At 54.5% G+C, this 23734-nt stretch carries 18 protein-coding genes and 1 pseudogene; 17 read left to right on the top strand and 2 right to left on the bottom strand.

Going from position 1 to position 23734, the window contains the following annotated elements; all coding sequences use genetic code 11:
• The first annotated feature begins 56 nt into the window (after positions 1-56).
• The 17 genes and pseudogenes from BG52_RS07150 to BG52_RS16625 all read left to right on the top strand — a co-directional run.
• On the top strand, positions 57-833 hold the full coding sequence (locus BG52_RS07150) for a sugar phosphate isomerase/epimerase family protein (RefSeq protein WP_036583819.1): 777 nt from the start codon (positions 57-59) through the stop codon (positions 831-833).
• 2 nt (positions 834-835) lie between these two features.
• Positions 836-1960, top strand: a complete 1125-nt coding sequence (locus BG52_RS07145; protein ID WP_036583847.1) for a Gfo/Idh/MocA family protein — start codon at positions 836-838, stop codon at positions 1958-1960.
• Positions 1961-2443: 483 nt separating this feature from the next.
• Positions 2444-3865: an ABC transporter substrate-binding protein gene (locus BG52_RS07140; RefSeq protein ID WP_036583821.1), complete on the top strand. Its 1422-nt coding sequence runs from the start codon at positions 2444-2446 to the stop codon at positions 3863-3865.
• A gap of 87 nt (positions 3866-3952) precedes the next feature.
• Positions 3953-7006 (top strand): extracellular solute-binding protein, encoded by a 3054-nt coding sequence (locus tag BG52_RS07135; RefSeq protein WP_051587864.1) that lies wholly within the window; start codon positions 3953-3955, stop codon positions 7004-7006.
• Positions 7003-7902, top strand: a complete 900-nt coding sequence (locus BG52_RS07130) for a carbohydrate ABC transporter permease (RefSeq protein ID WP_036583823.1) — start codon at positions 7003-7005, stop codon at positions 7900-7902. Before BG52_RS07135 ends, BG52_RS07130 begins: the two co-directional genes overlap by 4 nt.
• Before the next feature lie 10 nt (positions 7903-7912).
• Positions 7913-8788: a carbohydrate ABC transporter permease gene (locus BG52_RS07125; RefSeq protein ID WP_036583826.1), complete on the top strand. Its 876-nt coding sequence runs from the start codon at positions 7913-7915 to the stop codon at positions 8786-8788.
• 17 nt (positions 8789-8805) lie between these two features.
• Positions 8806-10866, top strand: coding sequence for a YIP1 family protein (locus tag BG52_RS07120; protein ID WP_051587861.1), 2061 nt, complete (start codon positions 8806-8808; stop codon positions 10864-10866).
• Positions 10850-13159: a DUF5696 domain-containing protein gene (locus BG52_RS07115; RefSeq protein ID WP_036583828.1), complete on the top strand. Its 2310-nt coding sequence runs from the start codon at positions 10850-10852 to the stop codon at positions 13157-13159. The genes BG52_RS07120 and BG52_RS07115 overlap by 17 nt, the downstream gene beginning before the upstream one ends.
• A gap of 2 nt (positions 13160-13161) precedes the next feature.
• Entirely contained in the window at positions 13162-14043 is an 882-nt protein-coding gene (locus tag BG52_RS07110) for a carbohydrate ABC transporter permease (RefSeq protein ID WP_051587858.1), read from the top strand.
• Positions 14044-14048: 5 nt separating this feature from the next.
• Positions 14049-15035, top strand: coding sequence for a carbohydrate ABC transporter permease (locus BG52_RS07105; protein ID WP_190287488.1), 987 nt, complete (start codon positions 14049-14051; stop codon positions 15033-15035).
• Between the two features lie 94 nt (positions 15036-15129).
• On the top strand, positions 15130-15402 hold the full coding sequence (locus BG52_RS07100; RefSeq protein ID WP_036583831.1) for a hypothetical protein: 273 nt from the start codon (positions 15130-15132) through the stop codon (positions 15400-15402).
• Between the two features lie 79 nt (positions 15403-15481).
• Positions 15482-16474: a LacI family DNA-binding transcriptional regulator gene (locus BG52_RS07095; protein WP_036583834.1), complete on the top strand. Its 993-nt coding sequence runs from the start codon at positions 15482-15484 to the stop codon at positions 16472-16474.
• Positions 16475-16570: 96 nt separating this feature from the next.
• Positions 16571-18982: a beta-galactosidase gene (locus tag BG52_RS07090; protein WP_036583836.1), complete on the top strand. Its 2412-nt coding sequence runs from the start codon at positions 16571-16573 to the stop codon at positions 18980-18982.
• Positions 18983-19026: 44 nt separating this feature from the next.
• Entirely contained in the window at positions 19027-20349 is a 1323-nt protein-coding gene (locus BG52_RS07085; protein ID WP_051587857.1) for a hypothetical protein, read from the top strand.
• A gap of 4 nt (positions 20350-20353) precedes the next feature.
• The gene (locus tag BG52_RS07080) at positions 20354-20806 is read left to right on the top strand and encodes a phytanoyl-CoA dioxygenase family protein (protein ID WP_036583838.1); all 453 of its coding nucleotides are present in this window, start codon (positions 20354-20356) and stop codon (positions 20804-20806) included.
• The gene (locus BG52_RS15620) at positions 20803-21036 is read left to right on the top strand and encodes a hypothetical protein (RefSeq protein WP_036583841.1); all 234 of its coding nucleotides are present in this window, start codon (positions 20803-20805) and stop codon (positions 21034-21036) included. The genes BG52_RS07080 and BG52_RS15620 overlap by 4 nt, the downstream gene beginning before the upstream one ends.
• Before the next feature lie 154 nt (positions 21037-21190).
• Positions 21191-21256, top strand: a pseudogene (locus BG52_RS16625) (hypothetical protein); the annotation flags it as partial.
• A 110-nt stretch (positions 21257-21366) separates the two neighbouring features.
• Here the strand turns inward: BG52_RS16625 and BG52_RS07070 are convergent.
• The gene (locus BG52_RS07070) at positions 21367-22866 is read right to left on the bottom strand and encodes a sensor histidine kinase (RefSeq protein ID WP_036583842.1); all 1500 of its coding nucleotides are present in this window, start codon (positions 22864-22866) and stop codon (positions 21367-21369) included.
• Positions 22863-23549 (bottom strand): response regulator transcription factor, encoded by a 687-nt coding sequence (locus BG52_RS07065; RefSeq protein ID WP_036583844.1) that lies wholly within the window; start codon positions 23547-23549, stop codon positions 22863-22865. The genes BG52_RS07070 and BG52_RS07065 overlap by 4 nt, the downstream gene beginning before the upstream one ends.
• Positions 23550-23734 lie beyond the last annotated feature (185 nt).

Here is a 23734-nt window from a genome sequence, read left to right as displayed (position 1 = left end):
CGTATTCGCGATTCGTGGTTTGATCGAAACGTTTAACCTGATTAAGGAGGAGAAAAATGAATATTTCCATCGCATCCTATTCATTTCACGGCATGTTTAATGAGGGAAGGATCGACCTTTTCGGCTATCTGGAAAGCTTGAAGTACCGTTATCATGTGAGCGGCGCAGATATTTGGAACATTATGCTGGCATCCTACGAGGATGATTATTTGCGCAAGATCAGATCCGCAATGGATGAAAAGGAGCTGCATCTCGCCAATCTGTGCGTAGACGGCGCTCACGTGTGGGAAGAGGATCCGGAGCTCAGAGAGAAGCACTATCGGAACGCCCTGCAGAACCTGCGCGCCGCTGAAATATTAGGCGCGCAAACGGTAAGGATCGATATGGGCGGGCAAGAACTCGGTATGACCGAGGAGCAATTTGAGTATACGGTGAAAATTTACAAGGAGTACGCACGCCGTGCAGAGGATGGCGGTTATAAAGTCGGTCCGGAAAATCACTGGGGCACTTCGCGCGATCCCGAAAATATCAGAAAACTGGTAGAAGCGGTAGACAGCCCGGCATTCGGTATTCTGCTTCATCTGGAAAACTGGGATGCCGATAAGGAGAACGGCGATAAGCTGTGCGCCAAGTACGCTTTTCATACCCATTTTGCGGCATGGGTACTCCCAAGCTATGAAGAAAAAATCGGGAACCTGATGGATGCGGGTTATACCGGGCATTACAGCGTGGAGCACCATTCCGGCAACAACGAATACGTCGAAGTAGAGTGGCAGCTTGCCAATATACGCCGCCTTTTGACGAAACTGAAGCAGGAAAGCAACAAGGGATGACGATGGATAAGATCAGGATCGGTATGATAGGCGTAGGGATGATCGGCAAAGTTCACCTTGATTCTTATAAGGACATTGAAGGCGCAGAGGTTGTAGCTGCTGCCGATGTTAATGAATCCGAGCTCGGAAGTGTCGCTGAAAAGTATAATATTGCACACACCTATTCCGACTTCCGGGAAATGCTGAAGCGGGACGACATCGATGCGGTGGACGTGTGCCTGCATAATAACTTCCATGCTCCCGTCACCATCGAAGCGCTGAAAGCCGGCAAACATGTGTATTGCGAGAAGCCGATCGCAGGCTCTTTCATCGACGGCAAAGCGATGCTCGATGCCGCCAAGCAGTACGGAAAGAAGCTGCACATTCAACTGAGTTTCCTGTATTTTAAAGAAACGAAAGCGGCCAAGGTGCTCATCGAGGAGGGCAAGCTCGGCAGGCTGTTCCATGCCCGTTCCACCGGATATCGCCGACGGGGCCGCCCTTACGTTGACGGCTATGGAACGCAATATTTCACGCGCAAGGAAACGGCCGGAGGCGGCGCGCTCTTGGATATGGGCGTCTATAACATCTCGCAGATCCTGTACCTGCTTGACGCGCCTGAAGTGCTGACGATCACAGGCCAAACGTATCAGGAGATGGAAATCGACAAGCGGCGGAAAAATATTTCACAGTTCAACGTGGAAGAGCTGGGCGTCGGTTTTGTGCGGTTCAAAGGCGGCATCACGCTGGATATTATCGAATCGTGGGCGATTCATTTAAATGACTTCGAGGGCAGCAGCGTTGTCGGCTCCGAAGGAGGGCTCAGGCTGCCCGGATATGCCGCAGGCAAACCTGTGCCGCTCAGCTATCACACCAATATGTGCGACTTGGAAATGGACAGCAGCTTCAATCTGAATGCGATGGACTTCCGGTGGCGTAATCTCCGGGACAACACCGACGCGTATGATTCTTCGCAGCATCATTGGATCGCGGCGCTGCAAGGCAAAGTCGATCTGCTGCCGACTGCTGAAGTTGCGTTGCAAACGATGCTGATTAGTGAAGGCATTTACATGTCGGACCGTCTCGGCAGGGAAGTGGCCGCTGAGGAAGTGCTGTCGTTATCCGAATCGCTTGCCATGTCTGTGTAGTTCCCAAGTCTCGAATAGAAAAAATAATATTGATTTCGTTCAAAAGGGTGTGTTAAATTTCAAGTAATGGGTGAAACGTTTCGAGTCATTTCTGAACGTTCGCGATAGATCACGACATGCTGAACTAAACACAATGCACAAGTATTATTCAATAAAAATGTAAGGGTTTCCACGGTCTTGAAACCGCATACATATACCGTGTAACAAGTCATATGCCAAGTTTGTTTGACTGTGTGAAACAGAGGGCCTTGAACCTGCGAATAAGTTTTTGCAATCATGGGAAAGGGAGCATTTGAGTCGATTGTCGAAACGTTTCTATACCAAAGCCGCCGTTCAAGCTGTGCCTGAGGCCCGGAAGAAAACCATTGCGGGAGGTGATGTGAAGCCAATCGGCAGTACCGGAGTCACAAACGGGCGGGTTGCAAGAAACGGATTCGATCAATAAGCGGTAAGCGAAAAACACTCGAAGGAGTTAGATGCGAGATGAAAAAAGCACTTGCCATGTCGTTAGTACTGATTACGTGCCTGGCGCTGGTATTATCGGCCTGCGGCGGCAACAACGGCGGCGGGGGAAACCAGGCTCCGGCCAATGAGACGGGCAACGCTTCGCCGGACAATACGGATGCTCCTGCGGACGAAGCCGGAGAAGAAGGCGGCACGGCGGCCGACGCGCCGAAAGAGACGGTTACGCTCAAATGGGCGACCTGGATGTCGCCGGAAGAAAGCGACCGTTACATTAAAGCATTCGAGGCGACTCACCCCAACATCAAAATTGTGAAGGATACCGCTGTGGATTGGCCGTGGAATGAAAAATTGTCGGCAGTTGCGGCAGCCGGCGAACTTCCCGACGTCATGTGGACCTTCGGCGTACCGTTCGCGGCGGCCAACGGCTGGCTCGAAGACTTGACGCCGTATCTGAACAACGACGACGAATACGGCCAGGGCAAAACATTCAAAAACCTGGACGCAACGGCGAATTACGACGGCAAACAGTATGCGCTTCCGCATTCCCTGTTCCTGTTCGGCATTAACCTGAACCTGGATCTTTTCGAGAAGGAGAACGTGCCGGTGCCGCCGATGAATTGGACGATGGAGGACATGCGCGATGCCGCCGTCAAACTGACGAAGTTCAACGATCAGCAATTCGGCATGTCGAACGTTGCCGCGCTTCGCGAAACGCTGCCGGCCCAGATTGACTCGAATCTGCAGTGGAATACATGGGATGGCGAGAAATTCAATTTTACGAGCCCGGCATTCAAGCAAGCGACCGATTTCGTCGACGAGCTGATGTATTCGGACAAGGTTACTTATGATATTTATAAGCCGGAAGAAATTCAGCAATGGTTCGGCAAAGACCAGTGGCCGTGGATGCTCGGCAAGGTCGCCATGCAGTACGACGGCACCTGGAGTATCGGCGGCAACGCGCAGAATGCCAAATTCAAGTGGGATATCAGACCGGTCCCTGCCGGGGACGGCGGGCAAAAAATTCCGATGGTAACCGACTATGTCGGCATGTCCAGCAGCTCAAAGTATAAGGAAGAAGCATTCGAGTTCATCAAGTGGCTAACTTTCTCCAAAGAAGGCTGGATGCAAAGATTGCAGCCCGAGTGGCCGCTCGGCAGTGTTCCGCTCGTGAACGACGAGGAAGTATGGAATTTGTATCTCGGCCGGGAAGACATGCCGGAGGGTATGAAAGAAATGGTCAAAATGATTCCGGACGGCTTCACGGATCTGCTCAAATGGCTGCCCGGCTATCAAACGGCCTTGGATACCGTATTCGGGCCGACGATGAAGGATGTTACGGAGCGCAAGGTGAAAGTGGAAGACGTTGCGGCCGATTTGGAGAAGAGAATGAACGATACTTATCAATCGGCCAACGATCAGCTGAACGCGGCCGCGAAATAACGATCGCCGTATCGACGTTCTCTCCCTTATTCGTAAGGGGGAGAACGGCTCTTTTAAACATTTTTCACTGCAAAGAGGGGTAGAGTTATGAAACGTAAAGCGCCGGCATTGCTGCTTGTCCTATGTATGCTGTGTTTCGTCATTGTCGCCTCCGGCCCGCGTCCGGCAGCTGCAAATCCGCAAGAAGACACCAAGAGTCTGCTGGATGATTTATTCGGCGGCGGTGACGAGAGCGCCCAAGAAGATGCACAGGACGGCCAATCAACGGACGCGAAACGGAATGAAAGCCCGCTCACGCAGCAAATTGTCGAGGAAGATTACGCCCAGGTACTCGCCGGGTGGGAGAAACAGTATGGTGACGTTCAACCTTTTCAGACGGTGATTTATCCGGGCCAAATGCGTGCCGGAAACGGCCGGACGCCGATGGCTTCCGTTTCGAATGCGCAAGGCTATGATGGAGCTGCGGTAGTATGGGAAGAAACGACGAGCGAACTCAATTTCCGGGTCAATGTGCCGCAGGACGGACTTTACCGGATTCAGATAGATTATTTGGCGCTTCCCGGCAAAATTACCGCACCGGAACGAGGCATCAAGATAAACGGGGAGTATCCCTATTTCGAAGCGAGGCGGATCGTGTTTCCGCGCCTGTGGACGAACGAATCCGGAGAGTTTCAACGCGATAAGCTCGGAAACGATGTATATGCCAGGCAGGTTGAAATGTCGGAATGGCAGACTGTCGATCTTATGGACGCAAGCTATCTTCACGATGAACCGCTGAAATTTTTTCTGAGGAAGGGCAGCAACAGCATTCAATTGGTCTACATTCGCGAGGCCATGCAGGTAGGGCGGGTAACCGTCAAGTCACCGGAGACGATTCCCGATTACAAGGAGTATCTCCGGCAAAACAAAGGCGAGGCCCGGCCGGCCGGCGAGATTTTACAAACCTATGAAGCCGAGAAGCCGGCGACGCGATCCGACTCTTATATTCAGGCTGTGGCGAGCGGCGATATCAATGTGACGCCGTACAGAGGCTCTCTCATCACTTTGAATACGATCGGAGCGGACAGCTGGAAGCAAGGCGGACAAAGCGTGACCTGGAAAATCACAGCCCCGCAGGACGGCTATTATCAAATTGCCTTTAAATACACGCAGTTTTTCAAGACCAACATGCCGGTGTTCCGCAAGCTGCTGCTTGATGGAAAGGTGCCTTTTCGGGAGGCAGCCGCCTATCCGTTCGCGTATGCGCCGGATTGGAGAAATGAAGTGCTGAACGACGGGAAGGGCGAAGCGTTTCAGTTTTATCTGACGAAAGGAGAACACCGGCTTTCGCTGGTGGCGAATCCTGCTCCATACCAACGGGCCATACAGACGGTAAGAGAGGCCATGGATCAGCTGGGCTCCCTTAATCTTGAAATCAAGATGGCTACCGGCAATACGCAGGACGTCAACCGGGATTGGAACATCACCGAGCAAATGCCCGACATCACGGAAAGGCTTAACGGAATCGCCGCAAAGCTTCGCGAAGAGTACGGGTATTTGCGGGAAGTCAGCGGCAGAAGCCCGGATGAGGCGCGCAATCTGACGATCAGCGCCGAACAGCTGGAGAAGCTGGCCGATGATCCCGAATCGATACCCTACCGGTTCGATCGAATATCGGAGGGCTCCGGCTCGGTCAACCAGAAATTGGGCGATCTGCTGCTTGTTTTGCCGAAACAGGAGCTGCAAATCGATAAATTTTACATTTATGCGAACTCCAGGCTGCCGAAGGCTGCAGCGGGCTGGTGGCCGAAAGTCCGGTCGATGAGCAAATCATTCTTCCTGTCGTTTGCCAAGGATTACTCGCGGATCAATCCGGCAGACGAAGGCTCGCTGCGAATATGGGTAAACCGGCCAAGGCAGTATGTCATGCTCATGCAGCAGATGGCGGACCGGGAATTTACGGAGAAGACCGGGATCCGGGTTTCTTTATCGATCATGCCCAACGAGCAAAAGCTGATCCTGGCGAATGCCTCCGGAGCATCGCCCGACGCGGCGCTCGGCGTCAGTGAGAAGCTGCCTTACGAACTCGCGCTGCGCGGCGCGTTGACGGACCTCAGCCGGTATCCCGATTACGAGGAGGTTGCGGGCAGATTTTCTCCGGGAGCGATGCTGCCGTTCATATTCGATGGGAATGTATACGCGCTGCCGGAAACGCAAAATTTCTGGGTTCTTTACTACCGGAAGGACATTCTGGACGCCTTGAAGCTGAAGGTGCCGCAAACCTGGGACGAGGTGCTGGGCATCCTGCCGGACCTTCAGCGCTACGGCATGAATTTCTACGTTCCGATCGCCGATTCGGCCGCATTGAAGAACTTCAGCCTCACGGCGCCTTTTATTTACCAGCAGGGCGGAGAGTTGTTCTCGGAGGACGGGACCAGAAGCGCCGTGGACAGCGAGCAGGCACTGGAAGGCTTCAAGCTTATGACAAATATTTTCACGGTGTACAACATGCCGCTGCAGGTGGCGAATTTTTACAATCAATTCCGCGACGGCAATTTGCCGGTCGGCATATCCAACTACAACACGTATGTGGAGCTGACGACGGCCGCGCCCGAGCTTGCCGGCTCGTGGAAGATCGCGCCTTATCCGGGCGTGAGAAACGAACAGGGCGAAATCGTGCGGTGGGCGCCCGGTACCGGGCAAGGCGTCGTTGCCTTCAAGAGCAGCGCAAAGCAGGAGCAGGCCTGGGCGTTCATCAAGTGGTGGACCTCCGCGGAAGCGCAGGCGGAATTCGGCAATTTGATCGAAACCAGCTACGGACCTGCGTACCGTTGGAACAGCGCCAATCTTGAAGCGTTCGCTCAATTGCCATGGCCGGAGGAAGATCTGGACGTCATTCTCGAGCAGTGGAAATGGCTGAAGGATGTGGCCCGCATCCCGGGCGATTATATGCTGGACAGAGAGCTCAGCAACTCCTGGAACAAAGTCGTCATCGACGGGAAAAATCCGAGAAAGACGATTGAAGACGCCGTCATACTCGCCAACCGCGAGATTATGAAGAAGATGGAAGAGTTCGGTTATGTGAAAGACGGCAAGGTCGTGAAGAAATTGAAAGTGCCTTCCATTAAGGATGTCGACGGGGCAAGAGGTGAGGACGAGTGAGATGGAGCAAAAGCTTGCGCAGGGAACTGGACGCCATGATTTTCGTCGGCCCGTTCGTCGTCATGTTTACGATATTTATCGTCATTCCGGTCATCGTGGCCATTTATTTATCGTTTACGTATTTCAATACCGTCCAAGCGCCTGTGTTCATCGGCTTGAAAAACTATGTAAACCTGCTGACCCAGGATAATATATTCATGATGTACGTCCTGCCGAACACGTTCAAGTTCTCTTTGCTGGTCGGACCGGGCGGGTATATTCTGTCGTTCTGGCTGGCCTGGCTCCTGGCCCAGATTCCGAGACGGTCCAGATCTTTGCTGACGCTTGCCATTTACTCGCCGTCCATGACGGCTTCGGTCGCGATGGCCGTCGTATGGCTTGTCGTGTTCAGCGGAGACGCCGCGGGCTACCTGAACAATTTCCTGCTCGGCATCGGGATCATTTCCGAACCGATCCAGTGGACGCAATCGCCGAAATATTTGATGGCGATCATGGTCGTCGTTACGCTCTGGAACAGCATGGGCGTAGGGTTCCTTGCCATGCTAGCCGGCATATTGAACATCAACCCCGAGCTGTACGAGGCCGGTTACATCGACGGAATCAAGAACCGGCTGCAGGAGCTCTGGTATATTACGATACCGTCCATGAAGCCGCAAATGCTGTTCGGCGCCGTAATGGCCGTGGTCGGCACCTTCCAGGCCGGCGACATCGGCGTCCAGCTCTCGGGCGCCAATCCGACACCGCAATATGCGGGCCAGGTTATGGTCAACCACATCCAGGACTACGGGTTCATCCGATACGACATGGGTTATGCGTCGGCAGTTTCCGCCGTGCTGCTCGTCATCGTGTACGGGCTGTCCAAAATATGCTGGAGGCTGTTCTCGGAAAAAGACTAAGAGGTGGGACATGAGCTCATTCCAAGGAAGCAAAATCAACCCGGCAACGTTCAACCGATCGCAAATCAAGTTCTATCTGTTCCTAATCGCCTTGGCCGTGTTCATGATCATGCCGATCGTGTTTATGTTCTCGCAATCGCTCAAGCCGATCAATGAACTTTTTCTATATCCGCCGCGGTTTTTCGTGGACAATCCGTCGCTTAAAAATTTCTACGACCTGATCAACGTGACCAGCGTAACGGTCATCCCGATGACAAGGTTTCTGTTTAACAGCATCGTCGTCACCGGCGCCGTCGTGTTCCTCAGCATCGTGATCAGCGCCATGGCCGGGTTCGCCCTGTCGAAGCTGAAGTTCAAGAGCAAAGGCGTCATTTTCGAGGCCAATATTATTGCGCTCATGTTCGTGCCGGCGTCCGTCGCCATCCCCCGCTATCTGATCGTCGACGGGCTGGGACTTACGGACAATATGCTCGGCCATATCATTCCGCTGCTGGCGATGCCTGTAGGCCTGTTCCTGATCAAGCAGTTCGTCGATCAGATTCCGAACGATTTGATTGAAGCCGCGGCGATGGACGGGGCGGGGAATTTCACGGTGTTCCGCAAAGTCATTATCCCCGTGATCATGCCTGCACTGGCGACAGTCGCGATCCTGGCGTTTCAAACGGCCTGGAACAACACCGAAACTTCGGAGATCTACATGAATACCGAGACGCTTCGAACCTTTGCCTTCTATATGACGACGCTGACAGGCAATCTGGAGAACAAAGTCGCAGGCCAGGGAATCGCAGCGGCGGCGGCGCTTATCATGTTCGTGCCCAACCTGATTATTTTCGTTATCATGCAGAGCAGAGTACTTGACACCATGGCGCATTCGGGGCTGAAATAGCGGAGGAGGAAAGCTTGGTGAAGTTCAAATACGTTCTGCTTCTCGCAGTATTTGCCTTAATGCTGCAACCCGCGCCCGCTTTCGCCAATGCGCCTTACTTTACGTATACGTTCGACGCCGACGGTCCGGTCTGGACCCAAAGCGCTTACCTGCCCGCAGGTGCGGTGGACGGATTCAACATTGCCGAAAAGGACGGGGAAGGCATCGTGACGAGCGTGCCGCTCTCGCGCCCGGAAGATATTTTTATTGACGCACGCGACGAGGTGTACGTTGCGGATACCGGCAACCGGCGGGTTGTGGTATTCGACCGATGGGGCAATTACTTGCGGACCATCGGCAAGGACGTGCTGTCCAAGCCCACCGGCGTGTATGTCGATGAAGAAGGCACGGTCTACGTGGCCGATTACGGCGTAAGCAAGGTGTTCCTGTTCGGGAAGGACGGTTCCTTGCTGAAACAGTTCGGCAAGCCGGATTCCCGCTTGTTCGGGAAGAACAGTCCTTTCAAGCCGACGAAGGTGATCGCGGATAAACGGAAAAATCTGTATGTGGTGGGCGAAGGCACGATCCAGGGGTTGATCCAGATCAGCCGGGAGGGTGAATTTTTCGGCTATTTCGGCGGCAATAAAACCGAATTCAACTTAACCAGATATCTGCAGCGCATGTTCTACACCGAAGCCCAGATGGACCAATTGATGAAGCGGCTGCCGCCGTCGGCCACGAACGTGGCGATCGACGGCGAAGGACTCGTGTTCACCAGCACCATCGGCAAAGGCTTCGACGGGATCCGAAAGCTGAATGTTGCCGGTAAAAATTTGTTTGCCGATGTTTGGTCGCCGATGGATATCGCGGACATTACGGTGGATCGGCTGGGAAACTTTTATGCTGTCGACTCCTTCAGGGGCCGGATCGTCGAATACAATCAGGACGGCCAGGTGCTCTTTGTTTTCGGAGGAAACGATGTGGGAAGCCAGCGCCTGGGACTGTTCAAGTCGCCCAGCGGCATAGCGGTCAGCTCGGACGGCAGGCTGTTTATTACCGATAAACAGCGCAGCAACATTCAAATTCTGAAGCCGACGGAGTTCGCCGATGTCGTGCGCGAAGCCCTTGTGTATTACATGGACGGCAAATACGCGAAGAGCGAAGAGCCGTGGCGCAAGGTACTCCGCCTCAACAGCATGTTCGGTCTGGCCCATACCGGACTCGGCATGGCGGCCATGAAGCAAGGGGACTACGCCACGGCGCTCGAGGAGTTCAAGACGGCAGGCAACAAGGCCGAGTATTCCAACGCTTACTGGGAAATCCGGCGGGCATGGCTGATGGAGTACGCCTCCAAATTTCTCGTCGGCATCGGGCTTGCCTTGTCTGCTATCGCGATATTGCGCAAGCTCTACCGCAAATACGGCTTCGGACGCGAGGCGGTCGCGGGCTGGAAATGGCTGAAAAGCCGCAAGCTTATTGCGCAGCTTCTGCACGCGTTCCGCATGATGCGGCACCCGGTCGACGGCTTTTACGAGCTTGAAAACGAAGGCAAAGCGTCTGTATGGTCCGCGACGATTCTGCTTATTCTGCTGTTCGTTGTGAGAGTGGTGGAAATCTATTACACGAATTTCCTGTTTACAAGTTGGGACGTCAAAAAAATCAGCTTGCTCTCCGAGGCATTCAAGGTGTACATTCCTTTCTTCGCCTGGCTGATCGCCAACTATTTGGTCAGCACGATCAACGACGGCGAAGGGAAATTCAAGGATATCTATAAAGGCTCCGTATACGCGCTAGGCCCTTATTTTATTTTTGCCGCGCCGGTGGCGGTCATGTCCAAAGGCTTGACGTCGCTGGAGGTTGTGCTGTACGACTTCGCTTCCAACCTGATCGTCGTGTATTCCGTCTTCCTCATGTTCATGATGGTCAAGGAAATCCACGGCTATGAAATCGGGCAGACGATCAAAAACATTCTCTTAACCTTGTTCGGTATGCTGATTATGGCGCTGCTGGTCTTCATCCTGTTCGGACTCTCCAACCAGGTTACGGACTTTATGTATTCTATCTTCCAAGAGGTGAAGTATCGTGTCTACCGTTATTAAGGGAGCCGGCTACATCGCTCTCGTCTGCCTGCTGTTCTTCGGAATCGTGCGGCTGGCGCTGGGCGAAGAACCGGGCGCCGATCCGCCCGAGCCCACCCTCGCCAAACCGGAGGATAGCCCCGTCCAGTATAAAATCAACAGCTATACCGCGCCCGAGCAGGCCGGAGGCGCGAAGGTGCCGGCGCGGAACGTGCCGGAGGGCATGAAGCTGATGGCGGAGAACGAAAGTCTGCAGCTGTTCGCGTCAAATGACGCGCAAAGCGTCATGATTAAAAATAAAGCGACGGGATATGTATGGAGCTCCGTGCCGGACGAGACGACGATCGCCCAGGCCCGGCTCAACGAAGAGTGGGGCGCGGCGGTCCGCTCGCCTTTCCTGGTGGAGTACTTCGACGAGAGCGCGATGCAGAACAGGGGCAGCTACCGTTCGCTCGGAGCCGCCACGCAGCGGATTCAGCCTTTGCCGGACGGCTTCTCCGCCACCTATGCGCTGGAAAACATCGGTGTGACGTTTGCGATGGAAGTGAAGCTCGAAGCCGACTCCCTCGTCGTCAGGCTTCCCGATCAGGCGATCGTGGAGAAAGGAGCCGGCAGGCTCTCGTCGATTCAGCCATTTCCTTTTCTGGGGGCGGTCCGCAAAAACGAGCGTCCGGGTTATATCTTTATCCCCGACGGCAGCGGGGCGCTGATCCGGTTCCAGCAAAACCACCCGCAGTACGACCAGGCGTTCGAGGGCAGGGTGTACGGCCTGGATATGGCGGTGGAATCGGTGAAAGACCGGTTCACCCTGCCCGAGCAGCCGATTATGATGCCCGTGTTCGGATTCGTGCATGGGGTTAAACAGAACGGCTTCATCGGGATAATCGAAGACGGCAAATACAACGCGCGGATTTCCGCTTATCCAAGCGGCGTGAACACGGATTTTTATTGGGCGTCGCCGAAGTTTATGCTGCGCTACCCGTACTTCCAGCCGACAAGCAAAAGCATGGGCGGCTTCAATACCTATCAGAAGGAAAGAAATCGCGATGACCGGCAGGTACGGTACATGTTCCTGAGCGGCAAGGACGCCGATTATGTCGGCATGGCCAAGGCTTACCGCGGCTATCTCGAGGAGCAAGGAGTGCTCGCGCCGAAGCGGAAGTCTGAAGGGGATATTCCGCTGAAGGTCGAAATGCTCGGCGCGGAGAAGACGCCGGGACTTATAGGCAACCGTGTCGTCAAAATGACGAGCTTCGAAGAGGCCGAATCGATCATCGACCGGCTGCAAAGCGACGGGATCCGCAACATTTCCGCGGTATTCCAAGGCTGGAACAGCGGCGGCGTGAACGGAAACAATCCCGATAAGTTCCCGGTGTCGAAGGATCTCGGCGGGAAGCAAAAGCTGATGCGGCTGAAGGAAGACCTCGAGCAGAAGGGCGTGTCGCTGTATCTTTACAACGACTATACGAATGCTTTCGGCAGCAACGATCATTTCAATCCGAAGGTCGACGGACTGCGGACGGCAGGCAACCGGGTGATGAGCGACATCTACTATCTCTGGTTCGACGCGGAGAGCAGCGCCGACTTGACCGTCTATTTCATGAATCCGACCGCGGCGGGCAGGATCGCGGCCAAAGACGTCCGGCAATTTGCGGACATGGGCATAGACGCGCTGGCGTTGGATAAAACCGGGTGGATCCTGTATTCGGATTTCAATCCGAAGGACGGAATGTCCAGAGCCGAGGCCGCGGACGAATACCAGAAACTAAGCCGGACCTTGCGCGAGCAAACGGATAAATTGGCGTATTACAAGCCGTTCGATTATATGTGGCGGTATGCGGATCAAATGTACGAAATGCCGCTGTATTCGTCGCAGTATATGTTTGCCACGGACACGGTTCCTTTTCTGCAGACGGTCCTGCACGGCTATCGCGACTATTTCGCTCCCAACGTCAATTACAACGCGAATCCGCAGGAATACATGCTCCGGATGATCGAGTACGGCGCGTATCCTTCCTATTACGTGATGAACGAGCCGTCGTGGAAATTAAAGGACACGCTGTCAAACCACCTGTTCACCTCGTATTTCGAGGATTGGAGAGCGGACATCAAGACGACGTATGAGAAAGTGAACAGCGCGTTAAAGCAGGTGCAGAACGCCGCGATCGAAGAGCGCAATGTGCTCGACTGGGGCGTGGTGGAGGTCGTGTACTCGAACGGCGTGAAAATAATCGTCAATTACCGGCAGAAGGATATGCAGGTGCGAGGCCGCACCGTCCCTCCAATGGGTTTTGTGACAGTCGGGGGTGAATGACAATGCTGCGGAGAATGTTTCGAAGAAACAGGGAAATGATGACGGGCTACATGTTCGTGCTGCCGTGGATACTCGGATTCCTGCTGTTTATGGCGTATCCGATCTATTTTTCGCTGAATATGAGCTTTAATAAAGTCATTATCTCATCCAACGGCATCAAGAAGGATTTCATCCGATGGAACAATTTCAAATATGCGTTTCTGTCCGATCCGAAATACGTGGAAGAACTGCTGATGTTTATTAAATCGGTTGTGTTCATGATTCCGATCGTCATCGTTTTCTCGCTGCTGGTCGCTCTCCTGATTAACCAGCCGATACGGTTCAAAGGATTTTTCCGGGCGATTTTCTTCTTGCCGGTCGTCATCACGAGCGGACAGGTCGTCAAAGAGCTGTTTGCGCAGGGCGCCGCGTCGGTGCCGATCGTCGAGCGTTACGGCATCATCGACTATTTGCAAAACAATCTGGACCCCTCGTGGTCGGAGCCGATTATCAGCATTATCCAACAGCTGATCGTCATTCTGTGGTACTCGGGCGTGCAGATCCTGATTTTCCTCGCCGGATTGCAGAAGGTGAACAGCCAAATTTATGAAGCGGCCTCGATCGACGGGGCCTCGCCCTGGGAAATCTTTTGGAAGATTACGCTGCCGAGCATCAAGCCTTTCATCCTGGTCAACATCATCTATACGGTGGTCGATCTATTCACCAACTCGCTTAACAACGTCATCGACCTGATTAAAGTGAACATGTTCCAGATCGATACGGGGTTCGGGTACGCAACCGCGCTTGCATGGATTTATTTTATGGTGATCTTCACCATCCTTCTGGTCGTGGTCCTGGTCTTCGGCCGAAACGACGACTACAATCCGAGAAAAGCAGGGAGGTGAATGGGATGAAGGAAGAGCTCCCATCATTAGGCAAAGCAATCCGGAGGCTGGATAAATCAGTCGTCGAAAGATTCTGGTACAAGATTAAAAAGTTTCTGCTCGGCAAGCAGGGCAACGACGGCCTTGTTCTCAAGCTGGTCGTGTACGCTCTGCTGATCAGCATCGGGTTCGTCTATTTGTATCCGTTTCTGTTCATGACCTCGCAAAGCTTCAAGAGCCTGCAGGATTTGCTCGATCCGACCGTCCAGTGGCTGCCGAAATCGCTGTATTTCGACAACTATCAGAAAGCATGGGAAGTGCTGGATTTTCCGAAGGCGTTCGCCGCATCTTTGTTAAACTCGGTACTGCCGGCCATCGCCCAAACGATCTCCTGCGCGTTCGTCGGCTACGGCTTTGCGCGGTTCAACTTTCCGGGGAAAAATCTGATGTTCGTATTCATCCTGTTCACATTCATCATCCCGGTGCAGGTCGTCATGATCCCGCTGTTCCTTCTGTTTAAGGAATACGGCATGCTGGGCTCGCCGCTGCCTTTCATTATTCCCGCGATTTTCGCGGGGGGCATCAAAAGTGCGCTGTTCATCCTGATCTACACGCAATTTTTCAGAACGATACCCAAATCGCTGGAAGAATCCGCCCAGCTTGACGGAGCGGGGGCGCTTGCGATCTTCTTCCGCATCATCATGCCGATCTCGGTGCCGGCCATCGTCGTCGTGTTTCTGTTCTCGCTCGTCTGGCATTGGAATGAGACGTATACGGCATCGCTGTATCTCGGCGAAAGCATGAGAACGCTGCCGGTTATGCTCCAAACGTTCGATATCGCGTTCAAGCAGGCTTTCTCTTCAAGCCAGGGGGCGAGCCAGACCGTGAATATCAACGAATCCATCAAGCTTGCGGGCACCGTGCTTATCATATTGCCCCTGCTCACGCTTTATCTTTTCGCCCAGAAATGGTTTGTAGAGGTCGTCGACAAAACCGGCATCACCGGAGAATGAGGATGAACACTAAAAGATCGGCAACTATGATGAGATTGAGCAGGCCGGACAAATCTATGAGAACGGACAGCCGCTGTTCGACGGGGAAGAGATCGTGCTTCCGCCGTGCTCCGGTGCGTTGTTTGTAAGAAACTTTGAGCTGCATCCCGGGCTTCGAATCGAATATGCCACGGTTGAGATCACCGAACTTCAAGCGGGCGACGACGAGGTGAGGCTGACGGTGCGGCCGGTGGGCAAGAGCGGGACGGTGAGCATGCGCATCACGGGCAAATGGAGCGTGAACATGCCGGCAGTTAGTGTGAATGGGCGGTTGGTGCTGCGCAATCTAAGCGAGGCCGTCACGCTCAAGTTTAAAAAGGCGAATTGAAAAAATAAGGTGCTTTAGGTCAAGGATCTCATGTTATAATAAGGAAATTTTAATATTCATAGAAAATGGAGATACCGACATGGCTACGATCAAAGATATCGCCAGGATGGCCGGAGTATCGATATCGACGGTGTCTTATGCCCTGAATAACGATACTAAAATAAGCAAAAAGACAAAGGAAAAAATATTGGACGCCGCCCGCCAGCTGAATTATCAGAAGAACGGGATCGCCTCGGATCTGAAGCGGAGCAGCACGAGAACGATCGCGCTGATCGTCACCGATTTGGCCGGCCCGTACTATGCGGAATTGGTGAAAGGCATCCAGGAAGTGACCTTGTCGAAAGGGTACGACTTGCTGGCCTGCAGCTCGGTCGGCGGCGAAACGTCGACGGCGGTTAAATTTTTGACGGAGAAGCGGGTTGACGGCGCTATCGTGCTGGCCCACAACATCAGCGAGGAAATCCTCATTAAATCGGCGAGAAAAAAGTTTCCGATCATTCTGCTGGACCGCAAGGCGGACAGCGAACACATCGTCAGCATCGAAGTGGACAACGAAGCGGGCTCCTATTTGGGTGCCGAGCTTCTGATCACTCAAGGGCATCGGGATATCGCCTACATCAGCGGCATGACGGTAAGCGAGCTCCATTACATGCGGATTCACGGCTATGAAAGAGCGCTGCAAAAGCATGGGTTGGAAGGCAGGAACAGACTGCACCAGTTCGGGCTTTTCAACCGCGAGAACGGTTTCAGCATGACGAAAATGCTGATCGCACAGGGCAATTTGCCGAGCGCCGTCATGTATGCGAACGATGAAATGGCGATCGGGGGCATCAACGCCTTCAAGGAGCACGGGATTAAGGTGCCGGCCGACGTATCCGTGATCGGGTTTGACGATATCGAATTGGCGAAATATGTCCAGCCCGCGCTGACGACAATCATGCAGCCCAAATATGAGCGCGGCGCGCTTGCGGCCCATTTGATCTTCGAGATGCTGGAGGGACACAGCACGGAACCTTACTACAAGCTTCCGACGCAGCTCGTTTTGCGTGATTCGGTACTGAATATTAATTAGGCCCCGCAGGGAAGCTTTGTGCGTGAGGATGGATTTTTTTATGGCTATCGAAACGTTTCACCTATTCTGCCAATCCGAAGTGAAGAAGGCGAAAACATGGTTGAAATTAAAAATAAACAAATCTGGATTGACGGCCGGCCGCAGATCGTCATGTGCGGCGAAATCCACTATTACCGCTTGGCGAAGGAAGATTGGCAGGACCGGATCGACAAGCTGAAGGACGCGGGCTTCAACGCAGTCGCTTCCTATATCCCGTGGCTCTGCCACGAGCCGGAGGAAGGGCAGTTCGATTTGACGGGCAGGACGCGTCCGGAGCTCGACCTTGTCGGCTTCGTTGAGCTCTGCGCAGACAACGGCCTTTACTTCATTGCCCGGCCCGGTCCGTTCATTATGGCGGAAATGAAAAACGAAGGGCTCCCTTATTGGGTGTACGAGAAATTCCCCGAAATCGTGCCGGTCACATGGGACGGACGGCCGGTCTCGACGAAGACGGTGGATTATTTGGCGCCAAGCTTCCTGCGTGCCGCACGCAGCTGGTACGCCGAAGTCATTCCGGTTCTGGCCGGGCGGCTGCACGGCAAAGGCGGAAATGTTATCGGCCTTCAGTTGGATAACGAAGTCGGCATGCTCTCGTGGGTAAGCAACTCGCCGGATTTGACGGATAATGTGCTGAGTGACTTTGCGGCCTGGCTGAAGCTGCAATATGACGCTGAAACGCTGGCGCAGAGATATCCGTTCAACCTCGATGAGGAGGATGCCTTCAGGAAGGGCGTGCGTTCTCCTTCCGAACAGTATGCGGCGGAGCTGCGCCAGGATCTCGGCTATTATATGCGCCGCCGGTTTGCGAAATATATTGCGGAGCTGCGGCGCTGCGCGGAGGAGTTCGGCGCGAGCGGCATTCCTTTCCTGGTCAACATTCACGGCACGGGCGGCGGAAGAGGATTCACTTACCCGATCGGGATCAGCCAGCTGTACGAATCGTATACTCAGGCGCCGGGCTACTTGTCGGGCTCCGATATTTACTTCGGCGACCTGAACATGGAAAGCTTTCAGGACCTTTATTTAATCAACGGCTTCATGGATGCCGTTCACCTGCCCGATCAGCCGCTTGCGTCGCTGGAGTTCAACTGCGGAGATGCAAACTTCGGCGAAACGTTCGGTGGGCGACTCGATCCGTCGGCAGCGGACTTCAAGACGCGGATGTGCATCGCGCAAGGCAACCGGCTGATCAACTTCTACCTGTTCAGCGGCGGCTACAATTACCGGATGGACTTGAAGCTTGGGGACGGCAACGACCGCATTGCGTTTACCGGCGAACGCCACGGCTTCGCCGCTCCGGTAGGACCGGACGGCGAATTAAGGTACACGTATCTGAGAATGGCGCGCGTCAATAAGACAGTGCTTGCCGTCGCGGACAAATTGGCCGTCATGGACGAGGAACGCGACGATGTCGCATTCGCGTTCATACCCGACTATTACATGACCGAATACCGGTATCGGCAAAGCGCGAAGATGCGGGAGATCGTTCAGAACATTGAGGCGAACCGCGCTCACGGGCCGTGGGAGATTATGGCCCGCGCCATGCTGCTGGCCGGTTATCGTTTCGGCTCGGTCGATGTGCAGAACCGCCCGATCGATCCGGGAAAAACGAAGGTCATCGCGCTCCCGTCCGCCCGCTACATGCATGCTCATATCCAACGGAAGCTGGCCGATTTCATGGTGTCCGGCGGAAGTGTTTTGCTGTACGGGGAAGTACCGCTCTACGATATGGAAGGCAAGCATTGCACGATTCTGGCGGATGCGCTCGGTGTCGAACCGAAAGGCGCGCGCAGAGTTGAGGAGAATTATTATCTGTCCTTATGCGCGGACGGCTGGGCGGCGCCGAGGCCGGAGGTCAGATCGCATTTCGCGCAAATTTTCGAGCATGGAAATACACAACCGATCATGCGTGTTTACGGTACGGATGAAGTGTGCGCGTTTGAAGCGGAGGTCGGAAAAGGGAAGGCGGTCGTCTTTGCGGCGGCGTACCGGTGCGACATTCCGCTTTTCCGCGAGGCGCTGGAAAGGCTGGGCGCGACTGCCGGGATTACGCAGGACGGCCCTTATCACGGCGTGTTCGTGACTTCCACCGCTACGCAGGACGGAGAGCGTTTTATTCATATGCTCAATCTGGACGGGTTCGACAAAGAAATCCATATTTACGATAAAGGGCAGCCGCTGTTCGAAGGCCGGTCATTCGTGCTGTCGGGCAAGGACGGCGTTATGCTGCCTGTGAATGTCGTCTATCACGGGGTGAAGATTGTTTATTCCACAGCCGAAATCACGGCCGTTACGGAGCGGTCGCTGCAATTCCGGCTCACTCAGCCGGAAGATATTATTGCGATCGGCACGGATCGGGAGATTATGCCGAGCGGGGATTATGTATGTGAGCGGAGCGGCAGCGTCACGCTGGTGCGTTCGAGAAAGCATGCCAGAGTAGACGACCGTTTGACGATCGGCTTCCGTTAATGGATTGATTCGATACCGAAGGATAAAGAGAGGAGAATGTGGTTGTGAATACGATTTCGAACGAATACAATCAACTGCCGGACAAAGTGAGGGCATTCTTCGACCGTCAATATAAGGATTCCTATCAATTGCTTGATGCGTGCCGCCATCCCCGCACCGGGTTGTACGCGGATGCGTACCTGGCGATGGATGAAAATCCGGAGAGCCGATGCTCCATCGCCGCAACCGGCGTCGGCTTGATCGGTCTTTGCGTGGCCGACATGGAGGGCTGGGACAGCAATGCCGCGGAGAAAGTAAAACAGACATTGCGCGGGGCGATGGGAGAAATTGACGGCTGCAAGCCCGAACGCGACCCGTCCACCGGATTTTTCGCCCACTTCGTCGATATGGAAACCGGCGCGAACCTTCATTCGGAGATATCGACCATCGATACGTCGCTGCTTGTGGCAGGGGCGCTGTTCGCCGGACATCATTTCAAGGATAGCGCGCCTGAAATCGCCGGTATGGCTCACAAGCTGCTGGGGTCGGTCGATTGGCGCGTCGTCGTGGCCGACAAAGAGAGAGGCGTCATTAACATGATCGTCAAGGACGGAAAAGGCAGGGCACCGCTCCCGCCGTATAACGAATATGTTTTGGTCGCGTATCTGGCCCTGCTGTGCCAGCCCGAAGATCCGGATATTCAAGATTTGTGGTATAACACCTTTGCCGAGGAACGGATCAATGAGCTGCCTCAAATCAACTACCGCGACATACCGGTGCTTACGGATACGACGTTCGAGCAAGCGTTTCTGTCTTCGTTCGTTCACCAGTTTCCGTTCTTCCTCGTCCCCGAATATGCGAAGAGCGAAACCTACCGTGAGTTCTATGCGAACGCCTGCATGGCCGATCGGTTGAAGTGGAAGGAACTGAGCGATGTGCCTTCCTATGTTTGGGGATATGGAGCGGGTCCCAACGATGGGCTTTTCGGCGGTTATCATGCGGATAAAATCAACAACGCGCCGCACAATATCGCATCCGCTTACATCGTCGCCGGTTTCCTTCCGGTGTACCCTGCCGGGATCTACGACCTGTATGCCTTGTACCGGGCGCATATTCCTTACGACGAGTACGTGAATCCGCAGGATCTTCAAGATGAAGAGAAATTCAGGGATCCCTACAAGTATGGCCTGCACCGCTATTCCTGGTGGCACCTGGAGCAGCCGGACCGTTGGTATCCGACGAAGGTAACCGTCATCGACTGGAGCTCCATGCTGTACGGATTAACCGCTTTCAAGCGGGGGATGTCCTTTTTCACGGAACGGATGCAGGATCTTAACGGACAACAAGGACAACGCATGCAGAACCTTAATCAACAGGTAGGAGGGTGAGGGCATGTTTATCAAACTCAGCGACAGGGAAAGAGAAACGGGCTTGCTGGAGCAAGAGAATGTGCTGATCGCGGCGGAACAGGTGCGAAAGAACGGGTATATCGTACTCGAACAGGTGCTTGGCGACGGGCAGATTAAAGAGCTGCGCGAAGCTTTCGTGCCGCTGTTAGAACAATTCACAGCCAGGAAAGGCTTCAACAGCGGAACGAACCGTGCGCAGATGTTCCTGCCTTATATCGAGCCGTTCTGTGCGGAACACATCATGGCCAACCCTATGGCCTTATCGATTATCGATCAGTTGATAGGTTCGGATTGCCGGTGCGTTTATTTCGCTTCGGATACGGCGGGCCCCGGCCCGGAGGCACGCATCTCGATCCGGACAGTACGCGCTATACCGACATTTGGGGCGATATGGTGCGGGCCGCGAAATACATGCATTCCGAAAAGGTCATCATGAAAGCGGGTTCGATGGTGATCCGCGATATCCGGATGTGGCACCGCGGAACGCCGAACGTGACGGATACGTTGCGGACCAATCTGGCGTTCATCTATAACCGCGAATGGTACGGCGCAGGCGGAGGAACGCCGATTCCGCAGGAGACATACGACCGGCTATCCGAGCGTGCCAGGATGCTGCTCCGAACGGAGAACATCGGGGCGCCGGTCAAGATGCCTTGGGAATATTAAGCTCGCTAACCGGGAGGGATCGCCAGGATGCGGCTGACCTGATGGGCGTGAAGGGCGTCCGGATCTACCACGACCAGGCGCTGTTTAAAGAGCCGGGAGGGGACACACACCGTGGCATCAGGATCAGGTTTATTGGCCGCTCGATACGGACAAAACGATCACGCTCTGGATGCCGCTCGTCGATGTTTCGGAGGAAATCGGCTCCATGACGTTCGCTTCGGAATCGCACACGAACGGGTTTATCAGCAGGGTCGTGATCTCCGACGAATCCCATAAGACGCTGGCTCAACACATTGAGGCCAAAGGACTGACGAAAGTAGGTTTTCATGCTTATGCAACGCTTAGCGGAAGGCGCAGCGTAAACGTGCTGCCGCGGCCCGCTTCGCTGCTGACTTCGACGGTCCCGCCATGGGCTTCCGCGATCGCCTTGGAGATGGAGAGTCCCAAGCCGGCGCCGCCATGTTTGCGCGTACGGGATGCATCGCTTCTATAGAAGCGGTCGAACAGGTGCGGCACGTGCGGTTCTGCGATGCCCGGACCGTTATCCGTTACCGCTATGCAGCCCGAGCTCCCCTCCGACCGGAGCGTCACCGCAATGAATCCCCGCTCCGGGTCCGTGTGCTGCACAGCGTTCTGAAACAAGTTTAATATGACTTGCTTTATTTTGTCGGGATCGTACATTCCGCGAAGTCCGGTTGCAAGATCGAACCGGAGCGTTCGGTTTCCGGCCAGCATGCGAAGATGCGGCTCCATCTCGGAGATGACTTCATCCAGCCGTGTCTCTCGCGGCATAAGTCCGGGAGCGCGGTCGAGCTTGGCCAGCGTCAGCAGATCCTCCACCAATTTTCTAATGCGGGCGGATTCGCCGTGCATGCTGTTGAGCGCCGCATACAACTGTTCCCGCTTGTCGGCGGCTCCGCGAAGCAGCACCTCGATAAATCCATGAATCGAGGTGAGCGGCGTGCGCAGTTCGTGGGAAGCGTCGGCGATAAACCGACTCATCTGTTCTTTGGCTTCGCGCTCAGCCTCGAATGACGCCGCCAATCTGCCCAGCATGCCGTTAAACGATTCCGCCAGCCGGTCTATCTCTTCCTGCCCTTGCCGGGCAGGAAACCGTTCGTCCAGATTGCCCGCGCCGATCCGTTCCACCGTACCGACGATCTGCTGCAACGGCTTCAGCGTGCGCCGCAGCACCGGCAAATACAAGGCCAAACCGCCGGTCAGCGCCCCCAGCGAAAGCGCGGCGAATATGACCAATTGCTGCAGCACCACGGCTTTGAGCGGAGCGGTAGGCTTGCCGATCTGAATAATCCCGTTCAGGCCGCCCGGGCCCCCGACGGGACGAAAAACAAGCAGCTGCTCGGTGCCTTCGGTGTCGCGAACGACACGGTATGGTTGCGAAGGATTGGAAGAACGCCTATTTGTCAGCACATTCGTATAGTCCGATTCCGACAGCTTTGGCGATATAGCGCCGTTGTTTGCTCCGGTAATATCGATGAAGCCGGCGTCTGTGCCGACAAACGCAAACGAAGTGTTCTCCAGAAAAAATACCGGGCCCCGCCGGTTCTCCGCTCCGTCGTTGGCGCCGCCGGGGTTGTCATGCTCGATTCCGATACCGAATCGTTCCATGATATCTTTTAGAGGCCCTCTGGCCGCTGCGGACATCGATTCCGCTTCATTCCGGTATAGAAAATCTTTCATAAGTACGTATTGCAGCACCCCGATCAGCATTAACAAAGCGGCCAGAATGAGGAGCGACCTGGCTAACAGCTGAAAGCGGAGCGAATGGCGGTTCAACCAATGGGCAAAAGGCCGCCGCCTGCCGTTCATGGCAGATCCACCCTGTACCCGGCACCGCGCAGCGTCCGGATCAGCCGGTGTTCCTTGTCGTTCAGCTTCTCCCTTAGCGATCGGACATAGACCTCGACGATGTTTTCCTCGCCCCCGAAATCATAGCCCCAAACCGCATCGAGTATCTTGGATTTGCTGAGGACGATCCCGTGATTGATGACCAAGTACTTGAGCAAATCGTATTCCGTTGGCGAGAGCTCCAGCACTCTGTCCATGAAGACGATTTCTCTGCGGCGGTCGTCCAGACGGAAAGGACCGAGCGCCACCTCGCCGAACAGGGAAGGGAACTGGTTCCGGAGTCTGGCCTCGATACGCGCGAGCAATTCGTCAAAACTGAACGGCTTGACCAAGTAGTCGTCCGCCCCCAGCTTGAGTCCTTTAACCCGATCCTCAACTTCATCTCTAGCGGTAAGCATGATCACGGCCATGTCCGCGCCCTTTTTTTTCAGGAGCCGGCACGTCTCGAATCCGTCCATGCCCGGTATCATGACATCCAATACGACAACGTGCGGCTGGAACTCCCCTGCGAGGTTGACGGCGGTCATGCCGTCCGGCGCGGTTGCGATCCGGTAACCCTCCTCGACAAGTCCCATCTCCAAAAACTGCAGAATATGCGGCTCGTCGTCGACGAGCAAAATCCTCGCATTTTTGTCGTTCTTCATAGTTATGCCTCCAAAGATTGCCCGCTTCGATCAAGTATACGTCGGCTAGCTGAACGTTCGCTGAATGCGGACTGAGCCGGGACTGAACATGGGGGGAGTTTTCCGAATAAAGCTGCGGTAAAACGGTGTGTTCGTTAAACATGGATTCGGAAAGTAGCATCTTAAAAAACTGAAAAACCCGCGTC

The sequence above is a fragment of the Paenibacillus darwinianus genome (genome assembly GCF_000598065.1).
GTDB classification, from domain to species: Bacteria; Bacillota; Bacilli; order Paenibacillales; family Paenibacillaceae; genus Paenibacillus_I; species Paenibacillus_I darwinianus.
Note: the sequence above shows the minus strand (reverse complement) of the source record. Positions and strands in the feature narration are given on the sequence as shown.

What these genes read in the sequence shown, in the direction of transcription:
- BG52_RS07095 (WP_036583834.1), top strand. Translation starts at nt 15,482, where the DNA reads ATGGCTACGATCAAAGATATCGCCAGGATGGCCGGAGTATCGATATCG.
- BG52_RS07125 (WP_036583826.1), top strand. Translation starts at nt 7,913, where the DNA reads ATGAGCTCATTCCAAGGAAGCAAAATCAACCCGGCAACGTTCAACCGA.
- BG52_RS07090 (WP_036583836.1), top strand. Translation starts at nt 16,571, where the DNA reads ATGGTTGAAATTAAAAATAAACAAATCTGGATTGACGGCCGGCCGCAG.
- BG52_RS07140 (WP_036583821.1), top strand. Translation starts at nt 2,444, where the DNA reads ATGAAAAAAGCACTTGCCATGTCGTTAGTACTGATTACGTGCCTGGCG.
- BG52_RS07145 (WP_036583847.1), top strand. Translation starts at nt 836, where the DNA reads ATGGATAAGATCAGGATCGGTATGATAGGCGTAGGGATGATCGGCAAA.
- BG52_RS07135 (WP_051587864.1), top strand. Translation starts at nt 3,953, where the DNA reads ATGAAACGTAAAGCGCCGGCATTGCTGCTTGTCCTATGTATGCTGTGT.
- BG52_RS07065 (WP_036583844.1), bottom strand. Translation starts at nt 23,549, where the DNA reads ATGAAGAACGACAAAAATGCGAGGATTTTGCTCGTCGACGACGAGCCG.
- BG52_RS15620 (WP_036583841.1), top strand. Translation starts at nt 20,803, where the DNA reads ATGAAAGCGGGTTCGATGGTGATCCGCGATATCCGGATGTGGCACCGC.
- BG52_RS07080 (WP_036583838.1), top strand. Translation starts at nt 20,354, where the DNA reads ATGTTTATCAAACTCAGCGACAGGGAAAGAGAAACGGGCTTGCTGGAG.
- BG52_RS07150 (WP_036583819.1), top strand. Translation starts at nt 57, where the DNA reads ATGAATATTTCCATCGCATCCTATTCATTTCACGGCATGTTTAATGAG.
- BG52_RS07110 (WP_051587858.1), top strand. Translation starts at nt 13,162, where the DNA reads ATGCTGCGGAGAATGTTTCGAAGAAACAGGGAAATGATGACGGGCTAC.
- BG52_RS07070 (WP_036583842.1), bottom strand. Translation starts at nt 22,866, where the DNA reads ATGAACGGCAGGCGGCGGCCTTTTGCCCATTGGTTGAACCGCCATTCG.
- BG52_RS07105 (WP_190287488.1), top strand. Translation starts at nt 14,049, where the DNA reads ATGAAGGAAGAGCTCCCATCATTAGGCAAAGCAATCCGGAGGCTGGAT.